Genomic DNA, 11,876 nt, shown 5'->3' with positions numbered 1-11,876 from the left:
GGACCCCGGCGTCCACGGCCGAGCCGAAGGAGGGCGCCCTCGAGCACTGGGGCGGCGACGCCTGAACGGTGACTAGGCGCCCTTCGTGTCGCGGGCCTGGGCTCTCTCGTTCAGGTGCGCCAGCGAGTCGACGTACTTGAGCATCAGGCGGGCGAACTCCAGCCGATCGTGCTCCGACCAGTCGGCGGTGATGTACTCGAACGCCGAGCGCTGGTGGCGGCGGAAGCGCGTCATGAGCTCGCGGCCTTCGGGGCTGAGCCGCAGGACGGTGCGACGGCCGTCCTCCTGGGAGGCCGCCCGGATCAGATAGCCGGCCTTGATGTTGTCGGTGACCATCCGGCTGGCGACCGAGGGATCCACTCCCAGCACCTCCGCCACCGCTCCCACGGTGACCTCCTTGCCGTCGCCCTGGGGGTGCTCCAGGACGATGTTGAGGACGAGGGTCCTGCTCAGGTCCTTGGTCGAGATCGGGTTCTCCACCTCTAGCAGCGAGGTACGGCGCAGCTTGGAGAAGGCCGGCCCCACAGCGTCCAGTAGCTCGTCATTCGTCACGCGTCCATCGTATATCCATGAGTCTCCGAAGACATGTGTTGACATGAAATTATGTGCATGACAGCATGCATGTGTCGATCAACACGAAAAGGAGTTCCTCATGACCATCCTCGTCACCGGCGCCCGCGGCAAGGTCGGCCAGGCGATCATCGCCCGCCTCCACGCCACCGGGCTTCCCGTCCGCGCCGCCAGCGCCAACCCCGCCGAGCTCACCGTCCCCGCCGGCGTCGAGGCCGTCGAGCTCGCGCTCGACCACCCCACCGACGCCGCGCTCGACGGAGTACGGCAGGTCTTCCTCTACCCCGACCCCACCGGCATCGACGCCTTCATCAAGAGCGCCCAGGCCGCGGGGGTCGAGCACGTCGTCCTGCTGTCGTCCTCCTCGGTCCTCGGCCCCGACGCCGAGACCGACCCCCTGGCCTCCCACAGCCTGAAAGTCGAGCAGGCCCTCGCCGCCTCCGACCTGGTCCACACCTTCCTGCGCCCCGACGCCTTCGCCAGCAACGCCCTCGGCTGGGCCTACTTCATCGGCCAGAACCTGCCGATCCAGCTCGCCTACCCCGACGCCGACATCGCGCCCATCCACCCCGACGACATCGCCGACATCGCCGTCGAGGCGCTGACCGGCGACTCGCTCAAGGGCCGCGCGGTCACCCTCACCGGCGGCCAGGCGCTCACCTTCCGCCGGCAGCTCGCCGTCCTGTCCGACGTCCTCGGCCGGGACATCCCCCTCGTGCAGATCACCCACGCCGAGGCCGAGCAGCAGATGAGCCGGTACATGCCGGCCCCGATGGTCGCCTCCCTGCTCGCCCTGTGGGCCGCCGCCTCGGCCGCCCCCGCCGCCGTCGCCGACACCACCCAGACCCTCCTCGGCACGCCCGCCCGCACCTTCGAGCAGTGGGCCCGCGACAACGCCGCGGCCTTCCAGCAGTGACAACCGCCGCCGGGCCGACGTTCAGGCCCGCCCTTCTCCTAAGGCACCCCTCATGTCCACTCTCTCGGCGCCCCCGAAGACCCTCGTCCGCAGACGCTGGGCCATCCTCGCCGTCATCCTCTTCGCCGCGATCCTCGACCTGCTCGACGCGACGATCACCAACATCGCCGCCCCCACCATCGCCGCCGACCTGCACGGCGGTCAGGCTCTCATCCAGTGGCTCGGCGCCAGTTACGCCCTGGCGATGGGCGTCCTGCTCGTGGTCGGCGGACGGCTCGGCGACAAGTACGGCAGGCGCCGCCTGTTCCTGATCGGGATCACCGGCTTCACTCTCGCGTCCATCGCCTGTGGCCTGGCCGTCGGTCCCGCGTCCGCCATCGTCTTCCGGCTCCTGCAAGGAGCCTTCGGGGCGCTGCTGATCCCGCAGGGCTTCGGCATCCTCGGCGCGGTGTTCCCCCGCGAGGAGATCGGCAAGGCCTTCAGCGTCTTCGTCCCCGGACTCGGACTGTCCGCCATCAGCGGCCCCATCGTCGCCGGCGCGCTCATCGACGCCGACCTGTTCGGGCTCGGCTGGCGCGCCATGTTCCTGATCAACATCCTGCTCGGTGGTCTGGCCATCGTCCTGGCCGCCCGGCTCCTGCCGCACGACGACGGCGACCGTACGGTCACGGTGGACGCCCTGGGCTCCGGCCTGCTCGCCGCGACCATGCTCGGCCTGCTCTACGGCCTGATCGACGGCCCCGGCCACGGCTGGACCGCGCGCCCGATCCTCTCCCTGGCGGCGGGCGCCTGCTTCCTCGCCCTGTTCTTCCTGCGCCAGCGCGTCGCGGCCAACCCGCTCATCGAGCCGTCCCTGCTGAAGAACCGCGGCTTCACCTCCGGCCTGATCCTCGGGCTGGTCTTCTACGCCGGGGTCTCCGGCCTGCTGCTCGTCCTCTCCTTGTTCCTGCAGGACGTGCTCCACCACAGCCCGACCCAGGCGTCCCTCGGCCTGGCGCCGATCGCGGCCGGCATCATCGTCGCCTCGATCGCGGCGCACCGGCTGATCGCCCGGCTGGGCCGTACCCTCGTCTTCATCGGCCTGGTCCTGACCTTGGCCGGCACCCTCGTGCTGCTCGCGTTCGTGCAGACCCGGGCTTCCGGCCCGGCGCTCGCCCTGCCGGTGTTCGTCACCGGTCTGGGCCTGGGCACCTGCTTCGGCTCCATCTACCAGGTCACCCTCGGCGACGTCGACCAGAAGCAGTCCGGCAGCGCCAGCGGCTCCCTGTCGGCCATCCAGCAACTGGCCAACAGCATCGGCGCGGCCGCCATCACCACCGTCTACTTCCACACCTCCGGCGGCGCCGCGCTCAGCCTGACCGTCGTGGCCGCCGCCACCTTCGCCTGCTGCGGCCTCGTCTGGCTCATGCCCCGCAACGCCCAGCCCGGCCACCACTGAGGAAACGACCAGGGGCGCACCGCTCTCGCCATGCCCTGCTCCGCACCCGTCCGGCCGGGCGCAGGCTTCGTTCGTCGACGTTCTGTGGATCACGGACGCCTCTGCCGCCCGACCGACGGAAACCCTCCAAGCCGTGCGAAGACCCTCCAGGACTGATCTTGCGTTCAAGGGGTCGGCGCTCTCGGCCTCGTCGTCCCGGAGGAAAGCCGTTGCGTCTGACACGGGGACGGCCCCCAGCCGTCAGCACGTGGCCGGTCTCCGGGATCACCACGGCCTCCTGGGGCGGGTTCGGGTACCAGCGCTTCCGCAGCGCCGCCGAGCCGGTGCAGTCCGTCGCGTCCTCATCGCAGAGCAGACGGTCATGGTCGCCGGCCATCCGGGAGTGTCCGGTTGTTGTCCGCAGGTGCTGTCCACCGGTGGTGGACATCGTGCCTGCCTGCCGAAAGTGATCTCGCAGCGTTCGTCACGACGAAGGGAACAGACGATGAGGAAGATCGGCGCGCTGGTCGCGGGCGGGCTTCTGGCGGCAGGGATGACGGCCCTGCCGGGTGCGGCCTCGGCCCAGCAGGCACTCACCGGCAAGGTGGTCAACACGGCGGGGCTCGCCACGTTCGAGGCGACCACCATCGGCGGGACCGCCGATGGGGAGGTGTACCGGATCAACTTCGGCAAGCGCCCCGTGGGCTGGTACGCCTACGGGGACACGGTCCATCCGGTGTGCTGGCTGGAGGGCCCGAAGGTCACCGGCCCGTACGGTTCGACCACCGCCTGGATCTCCCTGGGCGGCGGCTACGGTGCGGGCGGTGACGGCACGCAGACGGTGCTGACCGACGCGTGGGTCAACACCGGCGACGACATCCGCAGGCAGATCAGGAAGTGCGCGAACCCCGGAGGGTGATGACGGGCGGGCGGAGGGTATCGGCGCTGTCCCCGCCGACCCGTTGATCTGTCGCAGTGCGAGGCGCATCGGAGCGGAAGCCCCACCAGGACCGGATCGCCCGGGGACCGGTGACTTTCGTTCCGGCGCGCCTCGCCGCACGCGACATCCGCCGGCGAAGGAGGAGCGGATGGCTCGGTGGAGACGAGCGTCCGTGGTGTGTCCATCGAGTCCATCGCCGATCTCGTCGGGCACGCGGACACCAGCGTCACGGAAGCGGTCCACCAGCACCGGTTCAAGCCGTGATCAGCAAGGGCGCCCACACGATGAACACCGTCTTCGGCGACAAGCTCACGGTCGCCGGCAGCCACTGGACGCGTCAGCCGGGAGCCGGAACGTGCGAGTCGTAGACCGTTCTGAGCAGGCGGTTGAGGTGTTCGCGTTCACGATGGGTCAGGGCGTGGAGGAAGTGATCCTGCTCGGTCGCCGCGGTGGCGACCATGGTGTCGAGGAGGGCGTTTCCGCCGTCGGTGAGGGTGATGACGCGGCGGCGGCGGTCGAGGTCATGCACCCTGCGCTCGATGAGCCCTTTGGCGGCCAGGGAGTCGAGGACCAGCACGATGTTGCGGGCATCCACGGCGATCAGTTCGGCAAGGCGCCGCTGGCCGACAGGCCCCTGTTCCCTGACTGTCACAAGGACCGCGTACTGGGCCTGGGTGAGATCGTGCCCTGTCAGGAACCCGGTCCACGACCGTGCTGCCAGCGAGCCCAGCCGTGCCAGCAGGAAACCCGTTCCCCGCTCGAAGGTGGGGCCGTCGTCGTTGCTCACGCCCACCAGACTAGTCGATTAGACATGTTTCATGTCGTTTGATAGACATGAAACATGTCTATTAGGCCGCGTCATACCCACGTGTCGATCGCCGATTTCTCGCTGCATGCCGTCGAAGTGGGGGATCCGCGGGGCAAGCCGTTCCTGTTCCTGCACGGCTGGCCGGAATCATGGCGGGCATGGGAGGGCGTGATGGATGCGGCCGCCGCGGACGCTCGGGTCATCGCCATCGATCTGCCCGGAATCGGCGAATCCGTTGGGGCTGTCCCGGGTGGATCCAAGCTTCGCCTGGCGGGAGTGGTGCACGAGCTGGTGCGGCGTCTCGAACTCACCGACCTGACGCTGGTCGGACACGACGCCGGTGGGATGATCGCCTACGCCTATCTACGGCAATACGACGACGTCGCCCGTGTTGTGATCATGAACACGGTGATCCCTGGCGTGGCCCCATGGAGTGACGTCCTGGCGAACCCCTACATCTGGCACTTCGGCTTCCACGCCGTAACGGCGTTGCCGGAGATCCTGGTCCAGGGGCATCAGGCCGAATACTTCGACTACTTCTACGACGTGCTGTCGGTGGACCCGGCGAGGATCACCCCGGAGTCGCGGCGTGCCCACGCCGTCGCCTATGACGGCGACGCGGCACTCACCGCCGGGTTCGACCTCTACCGCGCCTTCGGTCAGGACGCGCGGGACAACGCGGTTTTCGCCGAAGCCGGACCGGTCAGCACGCCGCTTCTCTACCTGCGCGGCGACGGAGAAGGCGGCGACATCGCCACCTACGCGCAAGGGTTCCGCGAGTCGGGAATCCAGCATCTGACCACCGCCCTGGTGCCCGGCGTCGGCCACTTCGCCCAGGAAGAGGCGCCCGCCCAGATCTGGAAGCTCATCCACGACTTCGCCGCAGGTCCCGCGGCCTCCCACTGAGATCTGATCCTCGCGTTCGCCGTGTTCGCGATGGCGGCGATGATGTTCCCGCACGGCGGCTCACGGCTGTCTTGGCGCGGCTGTGCCGGCCACTTTGGAGGTTCGAGTCCCAGAACTTCGGATCTGGGGCTGTAGACACTCAGCCAACGCAGAAGGCCAGTTCCGATCTCCGGAACTGGCCTTTGTGCTGCTACTTCTGGGTCGGGGTGGCGGGATTTGAACCCACGGCCTCTTCGTCCCGAAGCAATTCGAACATGTGTTTGAACTTGCTCTGTCGGCATCCTGAGCTGCATAGAACGTTTGTGGACGTCCGCAGACGTTTGTGATCGTTTGCCGCCATTGTCACTCAATACGTCACTCACAACGAGAGCTTGAGACGCGCTCCGCGCGCCGAGGCCGACAGGAGGAACCCATAGCCTTCTGATCCATAGGGGAAGGCTCAGACCAACGAGATCATGGCTCTGACCTGCACCGGCGCGCTACGCCTAAGATCCACACGGGCGGTTTGGTGACGCATTGGGGACTGATCATGATTGAGAGCCTCTTGGCGCCTCCGCCAGCGGACCATGTCTTAGTGCGTGTTTGAGAAGGGTCACTCCGTTGGACGAGTGAGGGCGAGGCGCTGCTGACGAGTTGCGGCGCTTCCCCGGGTAAGGCGGCGGGCCATTCCGCTGATCGCCGCCCACCGGATCATGGCCTCGGCCGTGGCCGGCTGGCGCTCATAGTCCCGTGCCAGGCGGCGATGACTGGTCAGCCAGGCCAGCGACCGATCGACGACCCACCGCCGCTTGATTACCGCGAACCCGATCTGTCCGGGTGCCTTGCGGACAACGTGCAGCATGGTTTGCAAGATCCGCTGACTCCACTCCACCACGATGTCGCGGCGCGGGTGCTTCTTGGGCCGTCCGTCCGTGCTCGGAGTGGGAAGCAGCGGCCCGATCGGCGCCCATTGCGCATCGGTTAAGTCGGAAAGGTAGCGGCGCTCACGTGGCACCCGGTTATGATCGCGATCTGATGGTCGTCACGGCGGCACCTGCCCACCGTGCCAAGGCGTCGGTCAGGCTGGAGACGTCGGCGGCGGAACCAGCCCAGCAGACATAACCGTCGGGCCGTACCAGCACCGCGTCCGCACCGAGTTCGCCCTTCACATGCACCCGGCCGATCCTGGCCGCCCATGCCTCGGCGGCCTCGGCGAACACGGCCTCGTCGCCGGTCGTCAGCAGCAGGCCGCGGCCGTCGCGCAGCAGCCGCGCTACACGGTCGGGCCCGAACGGCGTCATCAGGTCGAGATCAGGGATGTGGCGCCCCAGCAGTGGGTGGGGTCGGCCGGGCAGGTCGTAGCGGATGTCCAGCCCTGAGATCATCCCAGCGACGATCCGGTTGGCGTCCGGCACCCGCAGCAGTTCCTCGACGATGTCGCGCAGGGCCAGGTTCTCCTCGTCATGGACGAGGAGGACGGCCTGGGCGCGGGTGTTGGCCAGGACGCGCGCGGCGACCGGATGCCGTTCGGTGTGATAGGTGTCGAGCAGCCCCTCGTGCGCCCACCCGCCGATCTCCGCCGCGAGCTTCCACCCCAGGTTGAACGCGTCCTGCAGGCCGAGGTTCATCCCCTGCCCACCCATGGGCGAGTGGATGTGCGCGGCATCCCCGGCGAGCAGGATCCGCCCGTGACGGTACCGCTCGACCTGCCGCGAGGCGTCGGTGAACCGGGAGGCCCACCGGATGTCCGTGACCCGAACCCCCGGTCCGAACGCGTTGCGCAGTGCCCGGTCCACCTCCTCCTCTGTGATCGGGGTGTCGCGGGACAGTCCTTGCTGCTCGGCCCCGTAGAAGAGGAACCGGTGGACGCCGTCGCCGATCGGAGCGATGTAGCCCTTGCCGGTCCTGTCGGGGGTCATGACGGGCAGGCGCCAGGTCTCCGGCACGGCGCCGTCCGAGTCGGAGATCGTGATGTCACAGACCACCGAGGACAGCTTCCCGTCCAGGCCGGGAAATCCGATGCCCAGGAGCTCGCGGACGGTGCTGCGCCCGCCGTCGCAGCCCACGAGGAAACGTGCCGTGAGCCGTGACTCGCCCCTGGGCCCGAGCAGAGTCGCCTCGACCCCGTCGGGATCCTGCGACAGCGCGGTAACCTCGTGCCCGCGCAGGACCTGGATGCCCAGCTCGCCGAGCCGTTCCTCGAGCAGCGCCTCGACCCGCCCCTGAGGGATGCCGATCCCGTACGGGTGCCGGGTGTCCCAGGCGGTGAAGTCCAGCCGCAACCCGGCGAAGTGCCCGCCGGCCACCCGCTGGACCGCCCGGTCCATGAGCGGTTCCAGGAGGCCTCGCAGTTCGAGCACCTCCGCGGAGCGGGGCTGGATGCCGAGCGCCTTGGACTGTCCGCTGCGCTGCGTCAGCCGTTCGACGACAACGGCGCGTACTCCGGCGAGGCCCAGCTCGGTGGCGAGCATGAGCCCGGTCGGTCCGGCTCCGACGACGATCACATCGACGTTCATCACGGATGCTCCGTTCGACAGGAGGCTGGCGGTGAAGTCGCCGGCCACTGCGCAGACGGTAGTAGCGGGGGTGCCGGTTTCCGCAACGATAGTTGCCTACGATGGACCGGTGACCCGACCGTTGGATCCCGACATGTTCGCGGGGTGTGCCTCTGCCAGGCCGCCGATCCAGATCGGCGGCAAGTGGGCCGTGAAGATCATCGCCTGTCTCGCCGGAGGTCCCCGGCGCTTCTCGGAGCTCCTGGTGCCGCTGCGGGGAATCACGCCGAAGACGCTCGCCGCCTCGCTGCGTTCGATGGAGCGCGACGGCCTGGTCTCCCGCACCGCCTACGCCGAGAATCCGCCCCGCGTGGAGTACGAGCTCACCCCCCTCGGCCGCACGCTGTTCCGCCCTCTGGCCGCTGTCTGTGAGTGGACCAGTGCGCACTTGTCCGAACTGATCGCCGCGCGCGCGGCCCACGACGCCGGCGCCGCGCTTCCCTGACCCCGCGTGCGCGGGGAGCGCTGTGGATGGGGTGCCGGGCGGCAGCCACGGCAGGGACCGTCCCCACGTGCGCGGGGAGCGCGCCTCGCGGAAGTTCACGCGGTTCTGAAACGGGCCATCCGCCATGCACAAGCGCGCGACCTGGTTCTCAGGAACGTAGCTGAGCTGGTGGTCACGCCAAAAGGCAGGCGCGGCCGGCCGAGTCGAGCGCTTGCGCAACAACAAGCCGAAGCGGTGCTCAAAGCCGCAGAGTCGTCAGATCTCCACGCGTACGTGGTGCTCAGTCTCACGACGGGCATCCGTACCGAAGAAGCCCGCGCGCTGCGTTGGGGATCACCTAGTCGCCTGGGTGAAGTCTCGGAGATCCTGGCGTCCGGTAACCGAGGTGGGGTTCCTCACGAGCGGTTCGCCATCTACGTGTGGCGAGCTGATCGAGTGGGAGGCGACACCAAGACGCGCAAGTCGCGCCGAACCTTGGAACTGCCCCAGCTCGCGGCCAATGCGCTCCGACTGCACCACGCGAAGCAGGTCGCTCGCAGGGAGGAGGTCGGGGAACTCTGGGAGGACTCCGGTTTGGTGTTCACCACCGATATCGGTGCTCCCTTGGGTGCCGGGAGAGTCCGGCGATCCTTCAGGAAGATCATAGCTCGGGCGGGGTCGGCAAGAACTGGACTCCCCGCGAACTCCGTCACTCGTTCGTTTCGATCATGAGTGACCATGGCGTGTCCATCGAGACCATCGCCGATCTCGTGGGGCACTCCGGCACCAGCGTCACGGAGGAGGTCTATCGGCATCAACTCAAGCCGGTGATCACCAAAGGTGCCGAGACCATGAACGCCATCTTCGGCGACAGCTAGAAAAGTCTGACTGAGGTGGCTCCCCGTTTGGCTCCCCATCGACCTTCAGAGAACGAAAAAGAGGCCCCGGATCTCTCCGAAGCCTCTTCTCACCTGCACCTACTGGGTCGGGGTGGCGGGATTTGAACCCACGGCCTCTTCGTCCCGAACGAAGCGCGCTGCCAAGCTGCGCTACACCCCGGTGCACGCCCGTCTTGTGCGTGCCTGCACGAGTCTAGCGGACTTCCGAACCACATGTGACGCCTCAGCGTCGCGGAACCAATGTCAGCAACGACGCCTCGGGGAAGCACGCGAACCGAACCGGCGCGTAGGGGGAGGTTCCGAGCCCCGCCGATACGTGGAGCCAGGCGGACGAGTGCCGGTGCAGGCCCTTCACGCGCGCCCTGTCGATGCCGCAGTTGGTGACCAGCGCCCCGTAGAACGGGATGCAGAGCTGGCCACCGTGGGTGTGGCCGGCGAGCAGGAGCTGGTAGCCGTCGGCGGCGAAGCGGCTCAGGTTGCGCGGTTCGGGGGAGTGCATGACGCCGAGGCGGAGGTCGGCGTCGCGGGGCGCCGGGCCGGCGACCAGGTCGTAGCGGTCGCGGTCGATGTGCGAGTCGTGGATGCCGGCGACGGCGATGTCGAGGTCGCCGACCTTGATGCGGGCCGTGGTGTTGTTCATGTCGAGCCAGCCCTCGGCGGCCATGCCCTCGCCCAGCTCGCGCCACGGCAGGGAGGGGACGTGCTGGCGGCGGTCGTTCTTCGAGGTACGCCAGAGGTAGCGGGCCGGGTTCTTCGGCTTGGGCGCGTAGAGGTCGTTCGAGCCGTACACGAACAGGCCGGGCCGCGACAGCAGCGGCTCCAGGGCGTGCAGCAGGGACGGCACGGCGTCGACGTGGGCGATGGAGTCGCCGGTGTTGACCACCAGGTCGGGCTCCAGGGAGCCGAGCGAACGCACCCAGTTGATGAGCATGCGCCGCCCCGGCGTCAGGTGGAGGTCGGACAGGTGCAGGATGCGCACGGGCCGCTGGCCGCGCTCGAGAACCGGTACGTCGAAGCGCCTGAGGCGAAAGCTGTTGCGCTCGATGACCGAGGCGTAGCCAAGGCCGGCCAGACCGAGGCCCATCAGGGACAGGGGGATTGCGACAGCTTTCCTCATCTCTTCATCATGCCTGAAAGGATGGAGCGCATGAGCGCATTGAAGGACAAGCTGAAGGCCGACCTGTCGGCCTCGTTGAAGAGCAGGGACGAGGTACGCCTGCGGACCATCCGCATGGCGCTGGCCGCGGTCAACGTGGAGGAGGTCGCGGGCAAGGAGGCCAGGGAGCTGTCCGACGACGAGATCATCAAGGTCCTCACCAAGGAGGCCAAGAAGCGTCGTGAGGCCGCGGAGGCGTTCGGCAACGCGGGCCGCAAGGAGCAGGCCCAGGCGGAGCTGGACGAGCAGGCGGTGCTGGAGGAGTACCTGCCCGCGCAGCTGTCGGACGACGAGCTCGGCCGCATCGTGGACGAGGCCGTCGCCGAACTCGGCGTGTCAGGGCCGCAGGCGATGGGCCAGGTGATGAAGGTCGTCAACCCCAAGGTCGCCGGGCGCGCCGAGGGCGGCAGGGTGGCCCAGATCGTCCGCGCACGCCTCAGCTAGCCCCTCCCGGGCTTCCCCCGCTCCTTCCAGGGGCATCCAAGGGCTCCTGCTTTCCAGGGGCTTCCAGGTCTCCTGCTTTCAGAGGCTTCCAGAATCTCCTGCTTTCCAGAGGCTTCCACGGGCTCCTGCGGGCGAGGGCACGCCCGGTTCATCCCAGAACCCGGGCGCGCCCTCATTCTGGGCGGACCCCGCATTCTGGGCGGACCCCGCGCTTTCTCGGAGTGCCGGGCGCCCCTGCTCGTCGACCTCCGGCTTGCCGTCTCGGAGGGGGAGGCGGGGCGTGATGGTTCTCGGGTACGCCGCCTCCAGGCGCGGGATCACGCCCGTTCCGCGCGGCGTGCACCCCCGGTGGGCGGCAGTACGGCGAGCGGCCCGTGCACCGGGGACGACGCTACGGCGAGCGGCCCGTGCACGCGGCAGGTGGGTGTGCGGCGAGCGGCCCGTGCACTCGGCAAGCGGGCACGTGCAGTTGGCGGGCGGGTGTGCGCCACGCGGAACATGTAACTGGCGGGTGGGTGTGGCGAGCGGCGCGTGCACTCGGCGGCGGGTGTGGTTAGCGGCACGTGCAGCTGTCGGGGGGTGTGCGCCACGCGGAACATGCAGCTGGCGGGTGGGTGTGTGGCGAGCGGTCCATGTGCGGTGGGCGGGCCGTTCGGCCGGCGGGGTCCTGGTCGGGCGGGCGCGGGTCGGCGGCCACGTCACGGCGGGTCGTCGGCGTCGCTGGAGTGGCGTGATGGACGGGCGGTCAGCGGTGACCACGGTGGCCGTGGGACGGCTTGCCGTACAGAAGCCGGCGCCTCCAGGACAAGCAGCCGGAGCCCCAGGACAAGCAGACGGAGCCCCAGGAACAGGGCGACCCTGG

General features: G+C 68.7%; 11 protein-coding genes, 1 tRNA gene and 1 pseudogene. 7 read left to right on the top strand and 6 right to left on the bottom strand.

Annotated features, from left to right (window positions below):
• Window positions 1-72: 72 nt before the first annotated feature.
• The gene (locus ACWDLG_RS03255) at window positions 73-552 is read right to left on the bottom strand and encodes a MarR family winged helix-turn-helix transcriptional regulator (RefSeq protein ID WP_449915463.1); all 480 of its coding nucleotides are present in this window, start codon (window positions 550-552) and stop codon (window positions 73-75) included.
• Between the two features lie 100 nt (window positions 553-652).
• On the opposite strand from ACWDLG_RS03255, the gene ACWDLG_RS03250 reads away from it, so the two are divergent.
• From ACWDLG_RS03250 to ACWDLG_RS03240, 3 genes are all read left to right on the top strand, one after another.
• Window positions 653-1,486 carry an NAD(P)H-binding protein gene (locus tag ACWDLG_RS03250; RefSeq protein WP_449915460.1) on the top strand — a complete coding sequence of 278 codons (834 nt, stop codon included), beginning with the start codon at window positions 653-655 and terminating at the stop codon, window positions 1,484-1,486.
• Window positions 1,487-1,538: 52 nt separating this feature from the next.
• Entirely contained in the window at window positions 1,539-2,924 is a 1,386-nt protein-coding gene (locus tag ACWDLG_RS03245) for a DHA2 family efflux MFS transporter permease subunit (protein WP_449915457.1), read from the top strand.
• Window positions 2,925-3,408: 484 nt separating this feature from the next.
• Window positions 3,409-3,822, top strand: coding sequence for a hypothetical protein (locus ACWDLG_RS03240; RefSeq protein WP_354907935.1), 414 nt, complete (start codon window positions 3,409-3,411; stop codon window positions 3,820-3,822).
• 358 nt (window positions 3,823-4,180) lie between these two features.
• Here the strand turns inward: ACWDLG_RS03240 and ACWDLG_RS03235 are convergent, their stop codons facing one another.
• The gene (locus tag ACWDLG_RS03235; RefSeq protein WP_449915455.1) at window positions 4,181-4,630 is read right to left on the bottom strand and encodes a MarR family winged helix-turn-helix transcriptional regulator; all 450 of its coding nucleotides are present in this window, start codon (window positions 4,628-4,630) and stop codon (window positions 4,181-4,183) included.
• 81 nt (window positions 4,631-4,711) lie between these two features.
• Here ACWDLG_RS03235 and ACWDLG_RS03230 point away from each other — a divergent pair, with 81 nt between their 5' ends.
• The gene (locus ACWDLG_RS03230; protein WP_449915453.1) at window positions 4,712-5,557 is read left to right on the top strand and encodes an alpha/beta fold hydrolase; all 846 of its coding nucleotides are present in this window, start codon (window positions 4,712-4,714) and stop codon (window positions 5,555-5,557) included.
• 646 nt (window positions 5,558-6,203) lie between these two features.
• On the opposite strand, the pseudogene ACWDLG_RS03225 reads toward ACWDLG_RS03230, so the two are convergent.
• Both ACWDLG_RS03225 and ACWDLG_RS03220 read right to left on the bottom strand, forming a co-directional pair.
• A pseudogene (locus tag ACWDLG_RS03225) lies at window positions 6,204-6,347 on the bottom strand (IS5/IS1182 family transposase); the annotation flags it as partial.
• Window positions 6,348-6,555: 208 nt separating this feature from the next.
• Entirely contained in the window at window positions 6,556-8,052 is a 1,497-nt protein-coding gene (locus tag ACWDLG_RS03220) for an FAD-dependent monooxygenase (RefSeq protein WP_449915450.1), read from the bottom strand.
• A 109-nt stretch (window positions 8,053-8,161) separates the two neighbouring features.
• On the opposite strand from ACWDLG_RS03220, the gene ACWDLG_RS03215 reads away from it, so the two are divergent.
• Together ACWDLG_RS03215 and ACWDLG_RS03210 are read left to right on the top strand one after the other, a co-directional pair.
• Entirely contained in the window at window positions 8,162-8,536 is a 375-nt protein-coding gene (locus tag ACWDLG_RS03215; RefSeq protein WP_449915447.1) for a winged helix-turn-helix transcriptional regulator, read from the top strand.
• 707 nt (window positions 8,537-9,243) lie between these two features.
• A complete protein-coding gene (locus tag ACWDLG_RS03210; protein ID WP_449915444.1) occupies window positions 9,244-9,393 on the top strand; it encodes a hypothetical protein in 150 nt (49 codons plus the stop codon).
• 107 nt (window positions 9,394-9,500) lie between these two features.
• On the opposite strand, the gene ACWDLG_RS03205 is transcribed toward ACWDLG_RS03210, so the two are convergent.
• Together ACWDLG_RS03205 and ACWDLG_RS03200 are read right to left on the bottom strand one after the other, a co-directional pair.
• Window positions 9,501-9,574, bottom strand: a tRNA-Pro gene (locus ACWDLG_RS03205).
• 63 nt (window positions 9,575-9,637) lie between these two features.
• On the bottom strand, window positions 9,638-10,531 hold the full coding sequence (locus tag ACWDLG_RS03200; protein WP_354907931.1) for a metallophosphoesterase: 894 nt from the start codon (window positions 10,529-10,531) through the stop codon (window positions 9,638-9,640).
• A gap of 30 nt (window positions 10,532-10,561) precedes the next feature.
• Between ACWDLG_RS03200 and ACWDLG_RS03195 the strand changes: the two genes are divergently transcribed.
• On the top strand, window positions 10,562-11,014 hold the full coding sequence (locus ACWDLG_RS03195) for a GatB/YqeY domain-containing protein (RefSeq protein ID WP_354907930.1): 453 nt from the start codon (window positions 10,562-10,564) through the stop codon (window positions 11,012-11,014).
• Window positions 11,015-11,876 lie beyond the last annotated feature (862 nt).

The organism is Nonomuraea sp. NPDC003727, assembly GCF_053586935.1.
Note: the sequence above shows the minus strand (reverse complement) of the source record. Positions and strands in the feature narration are given on the sequence as shown.